Origin of the sequence: Flavobacterium aquiphilum (genome assembly GCF_027111335.1) — a bacterium.
Lineage (GTDB): Bacteria > Bacteroidota > Bacteroidia > Flavobacteriales > Flavobacteriaceae > Flavobacterium > Flavobacterium aquiphilum.
This window is the reverse complement of record NZ_CP114288.1, coordinates 3,814,161-3,837,444: the sequence shown is the minus strand read 5'-3', so window position 1 is coordinate 3,837,444 and position 23,284 is coordinate 3,814,161. Positions and strand designations below refer to the sequence as shown.

At 33.6% G+C, this 23,284-nt stretch carries 7 protein-coding genes; all 7 read right to left on the bottom strand.

The annotated features are described in order from the left end of the window. Position 1 precedes the first annotated feature (1 nt). Positions 2-2,233 carry a hypothetical protein gene (locus OZP12_RS15450; protein ID WP_281225931.1) on the bottom strand — a complete coding sequence of 744 codons (2,232 nt, stop codon included), beginning with the start codon at positions 2,231-2,233 and terminating at the stop codon, positions 2-4. A gap of 94 nt (positions 2,234-2,327) precedes the next feature. Further along, on the bottom strand, positions 2,328-8,075 hold the full coding sequence (locus OZP12_RS15445) for a VWA domain-containing protein (protein ID WP_281225930.1): 5,748 nt from the start codon (positions 8,073-8,075) through the stop codon (positions 2,328-2,330). Positions 8,076-8,087: 12 nt separating this feature from the next. Next, positions 8,088-15,095, bottom strand: coding sequence for a hypothetical protein (locus tag OZP12_RS15440; protein ID WP_281225929.1), 7,008 nt, complete (start codon positions 15,093-15,095; stop codon positions 8,088-8,090). A gap of 626 nt (positions 15,096-15,721) precedes the next feature. Then, complete coding sequence (locus OZP12_RS15435) at positions 15,722-16,750, bottom strand: hypothetical protein (protein WP_281225928.1); 1,029 nt, start codon at positions 16,748-16,750, stop codon at positions 15,722-15,724. A gap of 116 nt (positions 16,751-16,866) precedes the next feature. Next, the gene (locus tag OZP12_RS15430) at positions 16,867-20,586 is read right to left on the bottom strand and encodes a hypothetical protein (RefSeq protein WP_281225927.1); all 3,720 of its coding nucleotides are present in this window, start codon (positions 20,584-20,586) and stop codon (positions 16,867-16,869) included. 25 nt (positions 20,587-20,611) lie between these two features. Next, positions 20,612-22,690: a hypothetical protein gene (locus OZP12_RS15425; protein WP_281225926.1), complete on the bottom strand. Its 2,079-nt coding sequence runs from the start codon at positions 22,688-22,690 to the stop codon at positions 20,612-20,614. A gap of 73 nt (positions 22,691-22,763) precedes the next feature. After that, positions 22,764-23,255: a hypothetical protein gene (locus OZP12_RS15420; RefSeq protein WP_281225925.1), complete on the bottom strand. Its 492-nt coding sequence runs from the start codon at positions 23,253-23,255 to the stop codon at positions 22,764-22,766. Positions 23,256-23,284 lie beyond the last annotated feature (29 nt).

Genomic DNA, 23,284 nt, shown 5'->3' with positions numbered 1-23,284 from the left:
ATTATACGTTTGAAATTCTTAAATAATCTGTAGTGCCAATGCTCGAAATTGTGGCAGTACTTCCAGCTGCACCGTTTAGTGTAGCAGTTGCATTAACCTGTACTAATGTTCTGCCAGAAGCCTGGACAAAAGTAATTGCGCCGGTTCCGTGTTTTAAGTATGATGCATTAAAATCTGTTCCCCCATTTACAGTAATATTTATTGTGCTTGTACTATTGTTAATGATGACATTTTTACCAAGTTGTTTTTTGCCATTTACATCTAAAGTATCAGTAGTAATGTTTGCAGACGTTGTAATAGTAATTTGAGTTGGTTCAAAAGTGCTTACAGATCCATCGGCCATAAGATATTGAGATGAAGTACCTCCTGATTTGATAAGTTTAGGCGCAGTAAAATCTCCGTTATTAGAAATCCAAGTTGTATCTACACCTGTTTTGGCGAATAATAAAGCTTTCCCTGTTGATGGAAATGAGGCTTCTATTTTTAATGCAGTACCTCCTAATGAACTATTAGTCCTCACAAGTAAAGCAGTTCCGTTAGAATTACTGTCAATACTAACTGCGTCAGTTGATGAATTATTTGTTACACTTAAAACTGATGTACTTGCTCCAGAAGCATTTACTAACAATATTCCAGATAAACTCGGAAAATTAGTAGCCGATTTATAACCTGAAAAAGATTCATTTCCTGTAGTATGTATTACATTAGCATCTGTTGCTTTTCCATTCAAAGCTGTCTGAGTCGCCGTTGAAACCGGTTTATTCAAATCGCTAGTGTTATCAACATTAGCAAGTCCAAGAACTGTTTTATCAAGTGTCTGCCAGGTTTTATCACCTCTGTAATATTGTGCTGTAGTTCCTGGTGCAATGTTATTTTCTTTGCCTGATAAATCAACAACGCCTCCAATTTTCTTCTCAACACCATCACTACCCATTACATACATATCAGTAGTAACACCGTCTTTTTTGGCATATAATTTTGCATGATCAGCCATTACAGCTGGAGTATTGGAACCTGCTAATGTTAAGAATCCATCGGTAATATCCGCTTTTTCGTTTAAGGTTGTAAATGAAGTTCCGGATAGATTTCCATCATGTGTAATAAAGGCTTTTTCGACTGTTTTTTTTTGAACACTAATTGCTTTTCGGTTAACATCGTCACTACCTGTGTCAAAAGTGGAAGTTGTGGCATTTGAACTAGAGTTTTGAACTAATTTTAAACAATTAGCACTATTATTTTTAGTAATAGTTAAAACATCCTGAACGGCATCATTGTGCGTTAAATTTAATGCTCCATCTTTAGATTCGTTTCCAGTGGTATGAATTACTTTAGTGTCTTCTGCGTAAACTGTAGGGTCTAGAAAACCATCTCCCTTAACAAATTGTGAACGTGAACCACCAGTAGTAATAAATTTCTCAGCGGTTACATTTCCGTCTTTATCAATTTTAGCTTTAACAATATTATCTTTCGATACTTGTAAAGGATCTCCTGTTGTTGCACTCGTTGAGTTCAAAGAAACACCAACACCGGTGCCGCTGTTAGATAATTTAATACCAGTTCCTGTTGCTGTATTTTGAACCGAAACACCACTTCCAGCACTGCTTACTGTTACATCCAAAACTTTAGATCCTGCATCTGCACCGCTGTTTTTCAGTACGATACCACTCGTTGAGGCAGGAGTAGTGTTATTAAAAGTTAAAATGCCATTTTTAGTCTCATTTCCTGATGTATGTAAAAAACTGGTAAAATCAATTGGCGCAGTTGATCCTCCACCAGGATTTGGACTTAAATTTTTATACCAATAATCTACTTCAATATTTCTGTTGTCGATATTAGACGAAAAAGTGATTACTGCTGTATCATAATTAATAATGTAGTCTCCTTCGTCTCCTTCGCTTTCTTTTTCTAATAGTAATTGCCCATTTTTAAATGCTTTCACACTAAATTTTACAGGGAGTTTTTCTAAAGGTAAAGTTCTGCCTGCAAAGTTGTCAAAATGCTCTTTAAAAGGCATGTAGCTATTTCCTGTAATAATTCCAATATTTTGTAAACCTACTTTTAAAAGAGAAGGAGTTACATAATGTTCATTGTCAGTGCCCGCTTCAACCATTTGAAAATTAGCCTTGTCTTCGTCTTTATGAACAAAACTGTCAAAGATTTCTTCAAAGTCACTTTCTGAAGGGATATCAGCATTTTTGAATTTATTGCCAATGTTAATTCTGCTTGTTGCCATGTTATTTAATTTTATTTTCTTGCTGTAAATATTTATTTGATCAACTGATTTTAAATACCAATGAATTTTACTTCATTGGTATTTAAATTGAGGTTTAAAGGGTTAAAATTTTCTCTTCACTGCTGTACATTCCTGAAGAGTTTTCGGAGATTACTTTGAAATGATAGTATATTCTTTCACCATCAGCGTTTTTGATAATCAATTCATCAGTGTAAGACTGGACGTCATCCAATGGAAGAGTTAATTCGTTTAGGTTAGACACAACCTGATGAATTTTTTCCCAGTTTCCTTGACTGTTCATTTTGTATAAATGATACTTTCCGTTGTGAACTGTTTTTTCCCAGCTAAAAATTACCTGTTTTAAGATTTCTCCGTTTGTTCCGGTTTCAATTCTGGAAGCTTTCAATTCTGGAGATTCAGGCGAAACAGTATCAGCAATCACTGTAGCAGTAATTTTTGATGGCTGCGATGGCGTGTAATCAATATTGATGATCGGATTAAGTTCTGTTGAACTTGGATCAGCATATTCAATTTCTCTTGAAACTGTGATTCTGTAAAAAATACCTTCTCCGTAAGGAACGTTTTCCAGGTCATCAAATTCATCGTAAACTGTCCAAACGCTATTAAAATCAGCAGATAAAGTATCTTCGGTAATCAAAACCTCTTTCACAGCTGTCATTGTTCTGATAGACTGTGCATCGAGCATGTTTTTTGCTCGGTAGATATTGATTTTTCTGATGTTATACTCTGGTTTGTAAGCGTTCAGTTCAATTTGGATAGCGGGTTTGATTCCTAATACTTCATTTTCTAGAACAGGCATAATTCTCTTAATCTCCGGTGTTTGCGGCGAATTTGATGCCACTAGTTTCACAGGCCCTAAAAATGTACTGAATTCACTGAAATTCAGTTTAACATCCATTTCACGTACACCATAAAAATAAATGTCTTGTGAATTTCCATCCAGATTAAAGTCAGTAAACTGGGTTTTGAAATGGGTTGCATCTGTGATTTTCATCATCGGAGCAATATCAAGTTCCGGATCAAGATATTTTAAAACATTTCCGTTCTTGTCTTTGATGGTTTGTTTTTTATTGACAGGAACATAATCATCACCTTTAATGTATTCATAAATAATTGGCACTTCGGTAAGCGGTACAAAAGTGGCGTGAATAACCTGTTCTATAAAATGAATCGCCAACAGATCTTCAGCAATTCCAGCTTCTTTCGGAATAATGATTTGATTTAAAGCTGTTAGAGTTTCTATTTCAGGAACATTTTCACCCTGTGTTGTATTATGCCATTTGATAAATTCATTGATTTCAAATATCAAAAGTTTACTGTTAGGAACCGGGAAATGATAATTTTCTTCTGAGATGCTTTCTGGAGGATATGTTGTATAATTAGTCACATTCTGAAGTCCGTTAAAGTTTAAGAAATTCTCCCATCTGTTTGTAAAATAAGCTTCGTTATTTCCTCCCAGTTTAGTCAGTTCTTCACGAATCGTTGCAATTGTTGCTGTTTCGTACAAAGCATTTAATAATGCCTGATCGTTGGCTCTGTAATACAACATTCCGTAAGGCTGATGCGTATATCTGGTTGTTAGCGTATAGGTAGATCTGTTAAAGAAATCAGGTCTTGTCGCATACAAAGGCCCTTTTACATCTTCAGGTTTTACAGGTTTTTCAATTCTAACCGCATACATTGGACTAGGCACACTAATTCTAGAATCACAATCTAAATAATTAGAATGACAGCTGATTCCGAAAATTGAATAATGTGTATTTTCTCCTTCTCTCGGCTGAATTTTTGCCGCTGTAATCCCGTTTGCAGGATCTGCAAAAAGATATACTTTATAACCTGGATAGTAATTTATTTTTTTAGTACCTGTAATAATTTTATCATAAGAAGGATCTACCAATTGAGTACCATCCTTTTTAACTTTAAAATTCGGATCATTTATATAAATAATTAATTCTCCGGTTGTTTCTTTAGATTCTGTTTTAACTACTTTAAATTCTTTTCTGGATTTTACCGGAATCGGATTTGTACCGCTAAAACAACTGTCGGTAAATAACCGAACCGAACCAGTCATCCATTCTACAGAATGTCCGTCATTTGTATATTGAGGATGCTGTGCCAGTTGATATCCATTAAAAGTCAGCTTATACAAACCAAAATGTTTCTTTTCTGTTTCAGGTAAAAGAATTGGATTTTGATCCTTATCCAATACATATTCTCCCTTTGCATCAACCTGATATGCTTTTTCTAAAACTTCTTCAATAGATACATTATCTCTCCAGATTCCTCTTGTTTTTTCAATTTGTAAAGTATCATTTCCCTGACTGTCTTTTTGAGAAATAATTTCTCTGTGAATAGTTTTAAGAGCCTGCGGAACTTGAACATGAAAATTAAGCGGACTTGGCTGATTCCAGTTTTCAGGCGTTAGCATGTTCTCAACTAAAGTACATAATTCGTTAACAGGCTTTTTGATCTCTTTAATCTGCTCTGAATCTATTGTGGCATCTCCATCTGAAACAAGACTGTCGCTTACTTCTTTTTTAAGCACTTCGATATCAGCATTGAATCTTCCGGTGGTAGTAACAATATCAATTTTTTGAATGATATAATTTAATTCACCAACCGTCAGGATACCACCAATGAATCTGTCTTTATTGTCTTCCGTTAAGTTAACTTTAATATTTTCACCGCTGCTTAGAATCTTGTATTCCTGAATTCTAATAACAGAAGTAAGCTCACTTGTGACACTGTTTGAGATATCTTCAATTTTAGCGTGTTCAATCTGAGGTAGACTATCTCGGTAATACACTTTAAAATAATCAGCAAAAAGCTCTTCATTGTCCGGATAAATTTTATCAGCAAGTAAGGCGTCTGCATTACTCATGTCATCAGGAATCGGATAGTTTTGCGTTTCCTGAACAGCACCATTTTCAAAAAGAAGTCTGATATATGTTTTGTCAGTTACTGTTTCATCATCTGCAAGCTCTTTAAATTTAATCTGTTCATTAACCGAAGTAAACATTAATGGATTCTCTTCTGTAATCAACAATGGATTGATACCAGTTGGAGGCAATAAAGTATTCGTAGGCTTAATATGTGATAAAACTTCTAATTGTCTTCCTGAAGTCGCTCTCGAAAAGATATTAATTCCGTAACCCTGATAAACATAGGTTTGCGGACCCGTTTTTTCCTGACGAACATTTAAAAATGATTTTCCTGATTCCGGAATAATAATTGGAGCAGGCTCATAAGAACCAGTCGTCAAATCTTTTTTAACGTTTGAATAGGCAGTATCACAAGCCAATTCAGGTTTTTGCCAGCTGGTTTCTCCTTTAAATTTGTAATCAACACCGGCATAAATAGGGAAAGTGAAAGAACTTCCGTCAAATTCTTCTGTAGCATCAAAGAACGCAGTATTTACACTATAATCTGTGATATCGTTCATAAACAAACTGATATATCTTTTCCTTCCGTCAAAGCTATAACCTTCAGGATCTGTGATTTTTGCTGGTTCTTCTTCTTCTGAACCGGCATTTAATCCAGGTAAAAATTTACTTAATTGAACAGGAAGGGGTAAACGTTCTGTATTTACAGAAGTCGGAATACTCATGGAAAGATGCTGTACTTCTTTTGGTGTTGAACCTCCTTCTAAGTTTTTAATTGTGACATACTCTGTCAGATAAATAAATTCTCCGGAAAGAACAGTTTCATCAATATCTATGCATCCCAAACCTAACATTCTGGCAATATGATAGTCATTTGCAGCAATGTTTAGCAGATCAAGATTGGAAATCTTAGTTGAATTTTCGGCAAATTCTGCTGTTTCTCCTTCTTGAGGATCGTTAGTTGGAATACTGTCATTAAACTTAACAATTTCTTCAGCTTTTGGATTTGTTCCATCTTTACTCAATAAGATATAGCTTTGTATAACTTCTTTAATGTTTTTATCATCTGCAGCTGTCGTACGTCTCCATTTGTCTTTATAATTGTTTATGTTTACGTATTCATCATCATTAAATTTTAACCATTTTCCATGAACAGCATTTAGTTTTGGTTCTAATTGTTCAAATGCTTTATTATCATCAAGAGTCAAAGCATATTTTCCTTTTAAATCCCAAAGAGCATTTTCATTTGCATATTGAATAAAGTCAGAATAGAATTCGAAATTGATTTCACTCAATAAACAATTGTTGGCTTTAAGTCGGATACTTCTTCCGTTTTCTGCAACTACACGTACTGTACTTGCCTGAGTTGAGGTAAAGGTTTTTCGGTTAGTAAGCCTTTTAGATGCTGCGATTTTATTTTCAGCAACAGATAAGGTTTCTATTTTTACCATGCTTGAGCTAGCAGTAGAATCAAAACTTAGTTCAGCAGCAAAAAACAATTCATTTTTACTCTCAATCTCGATAATATTATTTCCGTATGCCTGAATAAAACCGGATGGGTTTAACATAGGATTAATACTTGATTTGGTTAACAGGTATTTTGCCTTGTTTCTAAAATAAACATAAATTGATCTCTGTGGATCTGATGTTTTATAAATCCACAATGCATTCATAGTGTCAGTTGACTGAGGCTTTACTGTTAAATCAAGTTTATGTTTAACTTTAGTATAAGCTGCTCTGTAAACTTTTACAAAATCATCAGTTTTGTTGAAATTAGAATTTGTTCCTGTAAACAAATCACCTTTTGGAAGATGGTTTTCTCCTAATTCTCCAGCCAAAATCCAGCGAAGATGAATTCCTTTTGTACTGTCAATACCTTTAGAACCGGCGGCAGTAATTTGCAAACTAGTAGATTGTAATGCTGTTTTTGATGAATTAAGATCAACAATCTGGACTTCTTTGGTCACAGTAAAATTAATCTGAAAAGCATAGCTGGGATTGTAGATATTTCTTAAATCAATAACAGCAGTGAAATTGCCCATTGCAACCGGCGTTCCGTCCATTCGAATTTCCACTTCCAAATTGCCTAATCCCGGGATAACAACAGTATTCTCCAGTTTAAAAACCAGACCGTCAACACTGCTTGGACTGTGAATTCTTGTTCCTGCTGCAATAGTCAAAGCTACGCGGCTTTTATTTCTAAGAACTAAAGTTCCTGCACTTTGATGGACGGCAAAACCTTTTTTTAATGCCGGATAAACCATTTTGTTCTGCACAATGCTAACGTTTGGTAAACATCCAATTTGTGCTCCCGACAAATCATTGGCAAGCTGGTTTAATTCTGAACCTAAAGTACTGAAATCCGGAACTCTGATGTAATCTGAATTTAAGATCGTAAGTCCACTGGTTTTTGCAACTGGAGCTTTTCCTAAAAAGTTGGTAAGCGGAGTTATCAGTTCAGATGCATTGTCTACGGTGCTTGTAACACCGTAAACAAAAACATGCGATTTGTCGTTTAGATTATTGTATAAATTTTTCAGTAAATCATTGTCATTCACCTGTAAACCATCTGTAACTACCACAACAATGTCCGGAGTTACAGTCAGGTTGTTTACAACTTCCAGACCAGATGCCCAGTGATCAGACTGAGGATCGGCAGATCTTAAGCCAAATGCATTTACCCAGCTTTGAAAACTTGCAGCATTACCCAAAATTCTTTTTTGAAGAACATGCTCAGATCTTGTATTACTGTCGCTATTTGACATTCCGATTAGCGAAAGCGTAATTTTGCTCTGAGCCTGAGAATTGATAAATGAAGTTAGCCCATCGCGTATTTGCTGCGCTTCGTTTCCATTTATCGAATCCGATTCATCGACTACGATAGCGATATACGTTTCGCAACCCGAGGATTGGCTTTCCTGAAGATTTATAGAACTCATTTTTTATTGTTTTTAAAGATTTATATTTTTAATAGGTAATACGACCGGCTCACCAACACGAACTGTTAATGGAGTAGAATTTGCGTCAACTGTTCCGTTATTATTCCACATTCTGTATTCAAACCTGATGTTTAAAGCTGTATCAGTAATTTTTTTACTGTCATTCATAATTAGAATCTGAGAGTAATCTTTAGAATGCAATACTTGATAATTTGCTTTTTTAGTTCCGTTTTCATCAACTACAGAAACAGTATTCTTAATTTCTTCTAACGGAATTTTAGGAATATTGAATGGCTCCGGATTACGAACTAGAAGTGCTACAACTTCATTTGTATTTGTATCAATAATTCTGTTGACTTCAGTTGACTGGGCAGGATCTAAAGGAGACATTTTCAAAATACCTTCAACCGCACGATCAAATAAATGCTGATATTTTAATGCAATAGATTCACTAAATGTATCTGTCTGACCAAAAATCACATTGTTTAAAGAAGCAATCTGATCTACACTTAAATTTAACGGAATATCAAATAAAGCTTTTCGTGATGTTGCTGCATCAATTTCATAACTGTTAACCTGTTCTGCAAAATCTCTGTATCGGGAAGTCTGGAAACCAAACTGATGGATTAAGACATTTTCATTTTCGGCTGCAGTTCCGTTCTCATTATCATCAAAATAGTTTTTAGCTAAAATGGTATATAATTTTGAAGGTTTTAAGTCTGTCAATTTCACTTCATATCCATAAGATTTTGGTTTTAAAGCAGATCCAATTTGGATTGTACATTTTAAATCTGGACTTCCTTTAATCATATTTTGCAACATTTTGATGTTTAAAGGAATTCTTGGGTCATTATCATCAACCCATTGCATATTGCGTTCCTCCGCTTTAGGATATGGTGTTTTCTCAGTTGGTAATGGATATGGAATAAGAACATCGTTTAAAGGATCATTAATGATAAGATTCAATACACCATCAATTTTTGATTTTCCACCGTAAGGTTCCCAACCTTTAAGCATATGCGACACATACGGATTTTTAAAGAACAAAGAAACTTTACATTGTTCATTTCCGTAGAATGAAGGTTTCGACAACAATAAACTTCCATCAGCATTAGGATAAGAACGGTTGTAATCTAAATACTGTCTCAAAGAAGTTAACGGTGATTTTGACAATTCTGTTAACTCATTTTTAGTCGGAGCGATCTGACCAACAGGGATCACAGGATCTGGAACAGGGTAGTGGCCTACCGGTCCTAATGTTTTGAATCCATAATGATAATTAAATTTGGTAGTGTCTTTATCATCAACTCTATCGGTTAAAGTAAAACTTAGACAGTATGTTGTATTTGGTCTCCAGATCGGCTGAACCGTATTTTGAATCGCCGCTTCCATAGCTTTATTATCTTCAGCAACTTCTATAGCACTTGGAATTGTTAAATTGTGCATTGCACTTTCCTTGCTTAACCATTGAATTTGTTGAATGTAGGTAGTGTAATCTAATTCAGGATCATCATCAGAATTTCCTCCTGCCGTACAAATCACATTATTAATAGAAAGCAATTTTGAAGATCTTGTTCCTCTGGTGTATTCAAATTTTTCTACATTAGTTAAATTAGTTGAATTTACAGCACCGATTGTCAGAGCAGATGCAGATGAAACGACCGAAACAGTTGTTGCAGGATGTAAAGAACAGTTATCAAATTGATCATTAAAGAGAGAGAAATAAATTCCTTTTTCGTTTGCTTTAGACGAAAGCATCAAAATTTCATTAACTGATGGTTCGTTTTGAATATTGACAATAGTTGCATTATCATCTGTACTTCCTCTTTCAATTAGTCTTGTAAGCGCTAACGAAGTGTTGAATACAAACAGATAATTTTCATTATAAGCAAGAACAGCATTATTGGCCAGAGTGTTGTTTGAAAGATAAACCGCAGAATCAAAAATGGTATCGTTTTTAATGATATTGATATTTGTTCCGTCAATTTGTACTAATCCAAATTTTCCGTTTGACATTTTAGCGGTAAGCAGAACTTTTCCATTTACAATTGTGGCATCTTTAATCTCTGAAATTGATGCGTCAGAAATTAGTTGTGTATTTGTTACCGAAATGGTTTGAGTAGTTGTATTAATACTGAAATGAACGATTTTCTTATTTTTAGTAATTAAACTAAAATCAGTAACATTATGCTGAACCACTTTGACAGCAACATCGTCGATTTTTAGACATTTAATGATGGAACGATCGGTACCGTTAACCCAGTTAATTTGAGTTGCTTTGTCTAAAGTATTCACCCAAAGCAATTCATTATTAGAAAGCGGCAGTAATTTATTGAAACCTGTAGAATAGGTGTTGAAATACTGCATTCCGAAGTTTTTGTTCAATTCAGAATCAAGTTCAATAATGGCGGTTGTCGCAGCAGGATTAATGCATCCAACAATAAAATTATCATTGATTATTGCTTCTCCAATTCCTTTACACTGTGTTGCATCTAATGCCTGAGTAAGCAATAAATTATTATTTACAACCTGCATTGATGTTACTATACCATTCAATAAACGTTCTCTTACAAAATTACCTTTAGCATCAATTTGAGCAATAACAGTAGTATTTGGCTGCGGATGAAATGAAACTAAATAAGTGTCATTATATTTGAAAACTTTATCAAAATTATAAACCGCTTTTCCGTTATATCCGTAAAAATGTGTAAAAGTTAACGGAGCAGAAGTTCCAGTTGGATTGTCGTTACCGGCATCTGCTTTTAATTGTGTTAATACTGCCATCAATCTGTCAAACTCATCCAAATCACTTGGTTCTAACACAGTGAATTCGCCATCTGCAGAAGTGTAAGCAGAATCAAATAATGCCGCGATCTTATTACGAACATCTAAAATAGCGTCTGCATTTGCAGCAACCGGACTAATAATAATTTTATCGATTTTATCTTTTAATGCTAGATCAGTAACATTATCGAATAATTTGATACCAGAATTTAATTCCGCTTTGGTATAAGTTACTTCATCCGAAACTGGCTCACTATTAGATTTGCGAATTTGGACTATTTTATATTTAGGTAACTTGTCGCCCTTCTCAAAATAGGAAGTATAAGCACTAACTTTAACTGTTTTTGCATGCGTTGTAATTTTGAAAGAAGGTTCAATAGCTCCTTCAGGGAAGATAATTTCTAACTTATCATAGTTTTTGAATGACAAAGATCTTCTATAACCAAACGGATTGTTTTCGGCAGTAATGCTCATAAAATCACCATTTATAAGTTTTCCGTCTACAATTTCCGGAGCTTCTCCAACCAATTTGAAAAATAATCCATTAATCTTGTCTGCTTCGTATTGTGTAGGAACGTAATAACGTTTTCCAATTTTTTTATTCAAGAAATTGACTGACTCTTCTTCAATTTTATCTGAGATACAGAATAATTTTGATGGAGTGATCCCGAATTGTTCCGGAACATGCCAGCCAGGTTCACCTGCACTTAAAAACGAGAACGGATTGGTTGCCAATACACGAATACTGTCATACTGATCGATTACTTTTTGCCATTGTGCCCATGGTAAATTAGATACAAGTCCTCTGGAGTCCACTGGAGTAACCGCCTCAAAAGGATGGTACGGTACCCATTTGCTTCCATCCCAGGATTTTAATCCGATCGATTCAATCGCATATTCATGTTTTACCTGACGAAGTTTTCGGCCCGCTTTAGATGTGCCTTCAGGCGGCATCATATCCGTATAATTTTTGGCATCTGCCGTGTAACCGCCAATTACTTTGTTTAGGCTTTTGTTAGGTAATACACCTTTAGCCATTTTAATATCGATAAATGTATCTAAAGGAATCACTTTAGAAATCGCATTTGCGTTAGCAGGCTCTGTTGTAAAATAATCCAGTAAAAATGCTTCGTTTGTAAGCATGTGTACACCTTTTACATACTCGGCAGTTCTGTTGTCGTTAGCATCTCCATAAGTTCCCATAGGAAGCGGACTATATGGCGTGCGGTCTACAATTCTGTTAATATCCCACTGAAGTTCAATTAAGAATGTTTTACGAACTCTGACAAAACAAATTTTGACACGAACACTTAACTCTAGTTTTGCATAAATAAGAAATGGTTTGAATGATTCGACAGAGAAAATAGTATCTAGTACAATTTCGACATTGATGATCCAGATTTTAATCTGAATTCCTCCACCAGCAGCAATATAACCACCCATTTGCGGACGTTTGAATGAAATTTTTCCACCCATTTCTAAGTAAGCCCACAATTTGACTTTAGCAGGACCAAAACTTTTTTCCAGTTTAAAATCTAATCTGGCACCGGCTTCAATTCCCTGAGCCGAAAGCATCAGGAAGGATTTAGCAGTAAACAAAGTCAGGATTCTCGCCATAATCGGATCTTTCTTCGATCCAAGATTAATATACCAGGGTTTTTGATTTTTAAAGAAGAATCCAGCTTCTAATAAAGCATGTAACTGAATAATTTCTCCACCTGCTTTAGGCATTTGGAAATCGGCTCCGGCTGCCATTTCAAGCGAGTTGTCACCAAAGGCAACCATTGCAAAGAATGGAGGAGTACTTTGATCTTTCTCAATAGGCCCTAATCGATCACTAAGTACACTCAAACCTGCCTCAATATAAAATAAGGTTGGAAGAGAAAGTAACAGCATCGCTCGAAGCGTCAGAATAGTTCCTCCGGTAGTTTCAAACGTTGCACCGGCTCCAATTGAAAACGGTGATTTATATTGTAAAGAATCTGGCGGACCACTAAATTTTCGAATATTAATACCCGCTTTTGGATGTTTGTAGAATTCGTACCATGAATTATCTGTTGTTAATCCTGCTGCTTGTTTAGTTGCGATATATCTAAATCCTAATAAACCTCTGAAACCGGTAATCGAAATAAATCCAAGCGGAATACCAGTTGGTAGTTCAATACTTGCATCTACTAAGAAAGCTGGATATTTAGGCGCAAAACGCATTCCTACACTTCCTGTGATTTTTGCTTTTGGTAATTTTAAGGAAACTTCTCCCATGAATTCCGGAGAAACTCCAGGCTGAGGAAGCGAAATCATTCCATGAATAATAGCCATAGCAGATTCTTCTGTAGCCGTTCCCGGAATCATCAAATCGACTTCAATCGTCTGAATTCTTAAGAAAGATTCTTTTGGACCATCATCTGTAGAGTAGTAGTATTTAACTCCTTCACCACGCGCATCTAGCCCTAAAGGATTGATACTGATCGCACCATCAAATCCCCAGAAATTATATTTACGTCCGTTAATTTGAGTAGAACCAAAGTTGATATTACTCACCGCCATCTGGACAGGTCCAAGATTTACCGACAAACTAATTGGAATCGGAATAGAACCGCCTTCTACTTCGATATTTCCATCGCTGTAAATACGTAGTTTCTCAACGTCAAAACCTTGCCCTTTGGTTAATTTATTAATTAATGTGTTTTCTGGGAAAGACACATAACAAGAAGTTCCTATATAATAATCGTCATCCTGTTTTCCAAGTTCAAAACTGTGGAAATCGAAGTTTACCAGATCAAATAAGTTAGCTTTTGGCTCATTTGCATTATTAAAAGAAGCGGTTAAGTTAAAATCGCCGTCATCATATAAGTGACCTTCGATGTCTACATGGAAAGGCTTACCAGCCTCAGGATGATCTTTAGGATAGTTTAATTTATTAATTTCTATTGCACCCTTTATGTTAGAGGAGATTACCCTGTTTTGTTTGAATGTTATATCAAATTTGTTAAAACCAACTCTGAAACTTTTAGCCAATTTAAACCACATATGATCGTTTTCTTCAGGAGGGTTTTCATTGTTGAGAGCTTCTAATCCTATAGTTCCGGAAATTCCTCCTTCAGTACCAATTAATAAGTGTCTGCCTAAAAGCTGCAATGTTGTATCACCGTCTTTTTTAAACCATTTTTCAGGTAATTTGATATTTGCCTTTTCAGCATAAACACCCCTGAAAGAAGAACTTCTGCCATCAGCATCGGCTTCCGGGATGTTTTTATCTCGAGTTAAGTCAACTTTAAGCCCTGAGAAATCAGCAATTAATCCTGTATTTCCAATCATTGATCGATTTAAACTAAAGGCACTGATATTGTTAAAAATAAAACCTCTGTTTGAAGAATATTCTAAATTTCCTACATCGAATTTTAAGTAGCTGAAATAGTTGTCAGGTAATGGCTGATCTAAAGTTAAGTTGGGAATATTTTCCACACCGGTATAAACAGGCTGTAACCATTTATGAGGAAATTGTAATCCTACACTAATTTCGTTGATAGCCATTCTAAACTGAAGAGTTAAGGCTTCTTTGATATTTTTTTCAATATTATCGAAATAGCGGGCAAATAATTTTTTCAAACGATCTAATCCTTCATTTCCTACATTTAGAAGACTATCATAAGCAAATTTTAGCAAGTCTATGTCTAAACTCCCTATTTGCTGTGACAAATGTTCTACCTGATTATCAAAGGATGCATTTGGGTCGTTTAAAGTTGCTAAAGCGTCTGTGTGTACGCTATTAAACTGATTAACAAAATCTACTAATGCATTAGCACCAGGATAAAAAGTATTAATAAGTTCATTTAAAAATGTTTTTTCGTTGATTTCTGCTAATTCAAAAAGAATACGTAATACGGATTCAATAGTATTGTCAAATGATTCAAAATTGAAATCATTGATGTACTTTAGAATAATCCAAGAGTAATCAAAACTGATTGGAATTTCAGTATTGCCATCGACAGTTGGATTCAAAACCAGCTTTAAATCTTGCGCTAGCGGAATATCAAGTCCAAGTGAATTGTAAGTGGTTAATGTCATGCTATAAAAACCAGAAGAGTTGTCATAACTTTGGCTGGCAATTAAATCTTTGACAAAAACAGAATCAAAAAGACTTGCGAGGGCATCTCTGATTGCCTCTAATTCATTAGGGATTTTGTCTAATGGTAATAATTGGCTTAACGAGGGGTGCATTATTTGATTTGACATATTCTAAAATTTATTTTCTGTTGTTAGTGGTTTACACAAACTCATTCCATTTTTTGTTTAAAATCTTGCTGTAATTCTCTCCAAATGTTTCTGTTAGAAATTAGGCATAGGTAGAGTGTATTCCTTTCGTGCAAGAGAGGACAAAATAATTTTGAAATGTGTTTTTGTGTTGTGTTTTACCTGTTCCTTAGGTAGTTGTGTTTTTTAATGGTGTTATGACCATGAATTTTTAATTGTTTCAATAGTTAGTTAAAAAACATTGTTGTTAAGTCTTTTTGTCTAAATCAGAAAATTGTGTTTTATATGTGAATTTTGCTTTTAATTTTGATAGTTGTTTCTTTTTCACATTGCAAATATTTGAAAAAAAACAGGTCTAAAAAAACGGATGCAAGGTCACTGAACAATTGTATTTTAAGACTTAACACAGTTGTTCAGAAGGTGAACAATTATGTTTTTTTTTGAAAAGATGAAATGAATGTTTGCTGTTAAAAGCAAAGAGAATTTTAATGTATTACCTCTATGAAATGAAGTATGTAGAAAAGAAGTCTTCTTTAAAAGCAGCATAAAACTACCTTTTACTGCACCTAAAACTTAAGCGCAGTATTGAGATAGTGTTTTGTAAAAAACTAATTGTAGTATTCGATTTTTCTTTCGGCAACCAAAGTTGGTTCTCCATCAGGTGTTCCTTCAAGAAACATGTTGCATTTTATCCAGTTGTTATGGTTGTCGTATTCGTAGGTGTAGTAGAGTTTTTTAACATCAAGAGTTTGTTCAGGAAAATCAAGGATAAATTCTTTTTCAATCATATCACCTTGTTCATTATAAGTCTTCACAAAATTTTTGGTGGGATTGGATATTTCTCCTGCTCCTGAAACATAAAATTTTACTTTTTCTACATAGTCTTTTGTAGCATGATAGATATAATCTTCTTTAGATATAGTTTTTCCATCACCATAAAGCAACGCTTGAGCCATACGCCCTTGGTTATCGTATTTATACTTCAATTGTAAATCACTACAAAATTCATATTCGGTATTTAGTGCATCAAATGAATGAGATTTTATTTGTTCTTCATTCTCTGGGCCTGAAACAATTTTTTGGCTTATAACCTGGTCTTTGTCGTTGTAAAAGAATAATATTTTAACATCAAAGTACTTCGGGTTGTATTTCTTAAGTGGGATTGTATCTGATGGATTTAAAACATATTGTAATTCTTCTTTTATACGACCTTTGCTGTCATAATTGTAGACATAAAGGTCTTGAATTAAATTTTTTTGATCAATCAGAACACTAGAATCATCAAGAACTTTAGAAAAGTAGTATCTATCAACGTTTGGTTTCAATAGTATAAAATAATCGGTGTTTTGATTATATTTTCTATAGCCCGATTTTATAGCTTCTTTTTTTTCTAGATCTTTATTTTCATAATTATAAATATCAACATTAAGGCCCTTAAAGGGAAGATTTGTTAGACCAAAATCAGGAATGTTACTTATACTGATTTTTGGATGGCCATTTTTGTAAAGCTCTAAATACTTATAAACCCAAATTGCTGCATTGTTTACTTTTATTTCATTTTTAACTTTTTTAGGCAGATTTTCATTGATTTTCGAATAGTAGGTTTGTAATGATTTAACATGGCCTTTTATATTCATTTCATTTTTTTCAAAATGAATTAGATTATATCTTTTTGAATTCTGCCCGTTTAAAAATGTTGTTGAGAACAATGTTAAATAAACGAAAATAAAATAAAATGGTTTTCTCATAATTACTACTTTAAGACCTGTAATATTGTTTTTGCTGCAATACGCTTATTTTCTTTTTGAAAACCTAACAAACTACGGATTTCTTCGTAAACAATTCGTAAAGGATCTTGAGGATCCAAAAATGTTAGATTTCCATTCTTATATAATTGAGCTTGATAGTTTATTTCAGCCAATGCCTCAAGTGTTGCTCCTATAGTTGCTCCTTCTCCCGCTTTTACAGTTCCTCCAAAACTTGCCCCAGCTTTTGCTTCTAATGTTACATCAAGCTGCGCTAAAGTAGCAATAAAATTAAAATAATCTATAATTTTAGTTATGCCATAATCAAGATCATCTTCTCCTAATCTTTTTATATTATTCATGTAAAGACTAAAAGGTTTAATTCCTTTTAAAAATCTGATTAAAGCTGTTAGATAATCTACTTCAGATGCCGAATTTATATATTGATCCATTACAACGTTTAAACCAACAATATTGCTGCCAGGATAAATTCCGGTAACGTTATCATCAAAAAGTTTGTCATAATAATCAGCTCCTAATTCAGCTATGACTTGATTTTCAGTGTTGGTTTGATTAAGTTTTGCTTTGGCTCTAATTGCATTATGAATCTTCAATCTTTGGTTTTCCAGTTCTTTTTCGAATCTATTTCTTAGAGTTCTATTGCTTAAAGATTTATACTTATAATTTAATTTTTTTAAGTAAAATTTTATTGCTTTTGCTAGTAGACTTATTTCTAATTCCATTTTTACATCAATGGCTAATCCACCTGCGAAAAATGTGTTTGATTTACTCAATTTTAAAGATTGTTCTAACATTCTAGAAATTAATTCGACTTCCGGTTTTGCTCTATCTCTATGTGCACTCACAATTTGAGCAGTAAGGTTTTTATCAGGCATTTTTACACGGACAAGTTTGGTTTGTCCCGTGTTAATATTTAATACACCAACTTTTTTATGAAATTCTATACTTCTGAATAATGATAATACGTTTTCAAAGCTATAGTCATAAGTCTCTCTATCCTTAATCATTTGATATAAAGTACCTACATTAAAGTTGTATTTTATTTCAGTACCAGGTTGACAGAGAGAATTTACATCTCCTGTAAATGTGCTATAATACAATGAAATTTGTTTGATTACTTTTTCTCCTGGGCTAGAATATTTTATAGAATGACCACTGAGAGTGTCGACAATGACATTTTGACCAGTAAAATCGAAATCACCAGGACCTAGAGAATCAGCTGAACCAACTCTTTCTAAGCTATACTTGACTCCAAACATCGTTCCTTCATCAAATGACAATGCATTAAAAAAGGCTCCTACCAAGTCTGCTCCAGGAAGTAATTTTATAAATAATTTTTTTAAAAAGCTTCCTAATAGCCCAAAACTTAAAGTATTTTGGGAATAATAGTTTGTATCAATCTCGATAGTCTTAAAAACCCTGCCTTCATGATTCTTAGTTAAAGGGTTGTCCCCATAGTCTACCTCATAGCTAAAAGCAACGCCACTTTTAAAAGCTGCTTCACCTGTAGCGCCCATACCTGGTAATTTATTGAAAATATTATCTATAAAACCATAACCTCTATTGTTATCTTGTTGAGCTAGTGTATCTTGGTTTTGTGTTGGTGTGCTAATACCATCTCCTGTATCAACTCCTACTTGTGCGCCAGCCCAGCCAGTAAGGCTTTTCTCAAAAGAAACTTCAAATTTTGTTAAGTATTGTCTTGGATTTAAGTTTATGACATCAAAATATTCTAAAACATCAGCTGTAGCATTTACCAGTGTACCTCCAAAAACATTAATAATCATAGTTAATAATGCCGTTTCCTCTTTTCTAACCGGAAATTCATATTCATTTCCAATTTTGATATCATATGATTTTCCTACACCTGCTCCAACATTTAAACCAAATTTTTTCTGAGATGTACCATGTCCTCCTGTATGTAAACCCAGACTAGTTCCGACTGCTACATCAGCTCCGACACCAAATGTTGATTGAGTACTATAGACAATTATTAATTCTTTTTCTTTGGACATTTTTCTAGAAAGGCTTCTTTCTACATTCCCTTTTGTTTGAATTGGAATTCCCCAAGTAATACTTCCTCCAATTGCGATAGTACCGCCAAGCCCTCTTGGCCAATATTTAGTTAAAACGTCAATAGCAAAATTATATGCTTTTTTAAAAAACTCTGCTGCTTCCTTATACAATGCGATTGCATCATCTACTACTTCGTCAACATAATCTAAACCAGTCTCAACAATATCCACGAGAGCATCTCCTGCTTTATTAATGAAAAAATCTAAGGCTTGATCAATAACGTAATCCATAACAGATGAAGGTTCTTCATCTGGAGTATCAGTAGGAACAGCCACAGGCGTTAACATTTCATTTGGCCTGAAGTTTAGAAAATAATACATTGAATCGGCAAATTTTCTGGAAGGAATTCTAATGTTTTTTCCTTTAATAGTCGAAAATGAAGTTGTATTCCCATTGCTGTCAAACTCAATTTTACTATTAGGATTTAATCTTTCCATTTCGCTTAAAAAACGATAATAATTGGGTAATGCAGTATATGGAGAGTCTTCGTCAAACTCATTTGCAAAAATATTAATGTTATTAAGATGACTTATAGGATATCTTTGATAATTACCAGTTTTAACTAGTCCCCATTCTTTTATATCTGAACCTTTTTCTTCTGAATTATAGTAATATAACAAATTAAGATAGAACTGAAAACGGGCATCATATTTTCTTTTCGCGACAGGGAATGCCTTTCTTTCGGGAAGAGTAAATATTACAGTGTTGTTATATGGATCCATAATCGGGGAACCGCCACCTCCATAATAATTATCAAGAATTATTTTTTCAGGAGAGTCACCTTCTTCTATTTTATGTAATTTGGCATCTTCGTCATCAAATAATAACGGAGGGGTGTTTTCTTCTTCTTCCGGGTAATCTAGTATATAAGTATTAGTATGACTATTTGCGGTACTGTATTGAACTTTAGTTTCTGCGGGATTAAGAATTGCGATAAAATTCTGACCGTCAATATTATAACTTGAGAATATTTGCTGGACTTCAGGTTTATTTAGAATTTCATTTTTGGTCTTATTTGATAAATCGATATTTAAAATTTTATCATTAACAAGAATATCTTTTCGAACTATTTTTCCTTTAAGAACCGTATCTAATTCAATTTTAATAGGTTGGTCATTTTCACGAAATGAGATTGAATATTCATATTTATTATTTGTAAGAGATTGTTGTACGAAACTAAATTCCTTATTACTTGACTTTCCGATATATTTTTTTCTTTGAACATCGAAAAATTCATCTCCCAGAAATTTACTATCTATTTTTAGTATTGTTATACAATCGATCACACTTGTAATCGGAATATTAAACTTTTCTTGAAAGAGAGTAATTGCATCTTTTAGATTTGAGTCAAATTTATATGAGTTCACATCTAGTTCAGAAATATTATATTCAGGGTATAGATCATCCCTTTCATCAATAAAATTTAATGCAACCTTAACTAATCTAACAGCTTCATTTTCATCTCCAATTTTTAATGGAGATGTTTTTATACCGCCTCTAGCTATATCTACTAAACGGGAATTGTCTTGGAAAAGTAAACAGTGAAGTTTACCTCCGCCATCATTGTTAGTTTGATTTTTTTCAGCTAGAGGAACGTTGTTTATAGCGTTTTTGGATGTGTATATTGGCATAATTAATAATCTTTATTATTTAATTTTAGTCTACAGCTGCACTAGTGAAGCTAATGGGTAAATTATTGTATGTGATATCATCAATTGAATCACTGATATCAACATAAAGTAAAGAAGTGTCTTCGTTTTCAATTAGTAATGGCACTCCTAATGTTAGAGTATATTCTTCTACTGCAAATTTTGAATATTCGGTGAAGTTATACTCCTTACATTTTATATACGCTGGATGATTAGGAAACTCATTATTTAGATTTTGCTGATATGCTTTTAATGCATTGTACTCTTCATGAGTGAAAGTAATAGTTTCAAAAGTCTCAAAAACAATATCATTCTCACTATAATCTCCAGATCTTGAGTATGAAAGAAATCTAACAGCATTGTTGCTTTCTGAATCAGTAACTGAGAATTTATTCAGCTCAAAGTTTCCAATTTTAGAAGTTTTTACAATTTGATTCAAAAAGCCAATGTGTGGATCTGTTGCATTTTCGTAATCGTAATCAGCAGTGTCAAATTTTAAATTAAATTTACCTTTACCAATCAATGCAACAGGATTATCTGCTTTACTTGTTGTTTCTTTATATACAACCTCATCTTTATAAGAAAAAAATGTCACATGATTTTTATCGATAGCGATTCCTGAAGTAGGTAAGTAAGCTTCACCTCTTTTAGAATCTATAACTATTGGAGAGTTAATAGAGGAGTAAGTGTATACTCTAAAGTCACCATCAATTAAATCATCAAACCCAAAAATATTATTCATCTTTAACGAGAAAAGATTATCCCATATCGATGGTAAATTTTGATACTCATTATTATTACTATTTCCTTTTGTAGATTTTTTTAGAAGGAAGTAATTTGCCCCTAATTTATTATCATCATGTTTCCAGTTTTTTAGTTTAATCGCTTCAGATTCCTCAAGCATTATCGAATTACTGCCATTACCATCAGCAATTATAAAGTGTTTTTTTTGCGTTGTGTCAACTACAGTCGAAATTTTGCCGACATAAGATGATACGAAATTTGCGTTTTCAGGGCTTCCAATTCCGATAGGAATTTTGATATAAAACCACTTCTTACTATTGTTATAAACTTGATCTGTAATTTTAAGAATTGGCCAATTAGTATAATAATTCATGCCAGAATACACAGGATCTTTGATAGCGCTATCTGCAGAATAAAAACCAACATTTAACTCATCTTTGAATTTAAAGAAGTGATTGTATGAAAAGCCCCAATCGTCCCTGATGTCAATGTAAACAATATTTTTATTGTAAAATTTATTTAAAAAATTATCTCCATTATCAGTTCCTTTTACTCTCAATCCTTGATTTTTGGTTGCCCCATAGAATGCGGTTATATCAAGATAAGTGAGAACTTCTTCTTTTTGAAATCTATTATTAAATTTTGCTTTTAGCTTTTCAGTTTCTGTCAAACTATTGCCTAAAATTAATTTTGGAATTTCAAAAATATGCTGCGAAGCTTTTAATAACTTTAATTGAGGTTCATAACCTATCATATCCAGTATAACTTCAATTCCTGCAAGATCAGTTGTTCCTCCAGAAAATTTTCCAATTTGACAACCGGCATCTACAATTAAAGGATGAAAATTATCGGTATCATCAAAAAATATTTTTTCGATAAACGTAGTGTCAGGAAGCTCCGAAAATTGCAAACCTAGACTATTGGAATCCGCTATTAAATTAGTATTATTCTCTTCGTTTAATTTATCCTGAACCTTTTTAATAACTTTAAGGATATTATCATTGTCCCAGGAATTATCGGTTGCTTGAATTTTACCATTACCATCAATCAAAGAGGATTTTTTTATACCTCTGTAAATAAACAATTTAATGGGGAATCCACTGGAATATGCGTTTAATGGTAATAGTGTAATGTTTAACAAATTGGAGTTGCCAGCATCTGGTATTGCTAAAACAAGGGATTTTGTAATTGCATAAGCAGGGGCATCAGCATTAAGTGAAAATCTATTTTGAAGATTATACCTTTCGTTAGTTCCTGAATCACTCATTGGCCCAAAAGCATTTTCTGCTAATTGATTTATTGCTATGGAATTTTCTCCTGTAAAAAAAAATATTTTTGACATATATTAGGTGTTTTATTAAATCTAAAATTTCATGGTATTTATTTATGATAAGCCCTGATTTCAGTTCTTAAGACTAAAACGGCCTGTAAAATTTAGTGGTTTGCTTACCAGCATAATAAACCATAACTACTAGAAAAATCCTCCCCAGCCAGATTTGCACTTTTTGCCAGAAGGTCAAATAATTGGTGTACTTGATAGTTTGAATCGTTTTTACCTCAGTCTCTTTGGCCTGCTGTGATTTCCATCGGGCATAGAGTTCCTGCTCTTTTAGTTCGCAGTCAATGGTAATTTTATTGTTATCAAGACGAACCTTTGGGCTTTTTAATGTACGCCCTGGTTCGGCTTGAATAACATTTTTAAAAACTACTTTTCCATTTTGACATTCTAATAATGCTTTAAAAGAACTGCTGTCTTTTTGAATTTTAAAGACAGTATCATGTACGGTTTCTTTGATGGTTATAGTTTTGGTTTTTTCTTCTCCCAGAACCGGCTTCGGGCTGCTACACGAAACCAGAACTGAGATTGAGAAAAACAAAAAACTAATGCGCTTAAATTGCTTGATCATATTGTATATAATTTGTTATTGATGTTGTC